The 683-nt window shown below is 70.6% G+C and carries 1 protein-coding gene; it reads right to left on the bottom strand.

Going from position 1 to position 683, the window contains the following annotated elements:
• Positions 1-683 (bottom strand): contractile injection system protein, VgrG/Pvc8 family (locus GM672_RS27780; RefSeq protein WP_260115713.1); only part of this gene is annotated, 683 nt, incomplete at both ends.

Genomic DNA, 683 nt, shown 5'->3' with positions numbered 1-683 from the left:
CGCCTTCGCCGCGCTGCCAGGCGAACTGGATGCGTACCTGGTGATCGCGACCCGTGTGGGCGACGGCGTCGGCCAGGCCGACGACGATGGCGGTCTGCGGCCCCAGGGCGGTGACGGGATGGGCGGCGGCGGCCGCGCGCGGCACAATGGCGACGGCGTCGCGCACGCAGCCGAAGCGGTTGCGGTAGGTGCCGTTCTCCACAAGATCGGCATTCGCGGCGGTCTTGATCTGCGCCTGGAAGTTGTTGCGCGCTTCGTGCTCGACCCATAAGGCGACGAAAGCGTCGCTATCCGGGCCGTAGCGTTCGTGCTGGGTCAACGTAAACGCGTGGCCCGGGGCCAGGCGGCGCACGGCGCCGGCGCCTTCGAACAGCTTGTTGTCCAGTTCAAGGGCCTGCAGCATCAGGCGGCTGTGCGGGTCGGCCGCGGCACCGTTGTCAAAACCGCTGGCAATCCTTTCGCCGCTGCCGTCGTATAGGGCCAAGACGGGCAGCTCGCCGGCGTCCAGGTTCGATTGCTGTTCGGCGGCGGGGGCCAGCAGTTGCGCCGGGTCCCAGCTGGCGATCGTCACGGCGTTGGCCTGCACGCGGCGCTTCGCGCTGAAGCTGTCGATGGCGTCGTCCGTGTCGGTGGCGCGCACGCCGTGGAAGCGCAGTTCCTCGCCGCCGGGCGTGGCCGGGGCC

Source organism: Pseudoduganella buxea, assembly GCF_009720835.1.
Classification (GTDB): Bacteria; Pseudomonadota; Gammaproteobacteria; order Burkholderiales; family Burkholderiaceae_D; genus Rugamonas; species Rugamonas buxea.
Note: the sequence above shows the minus strand (reverse complement) of the source record. Positions and strands in the feature narration are given on the sequence as shown.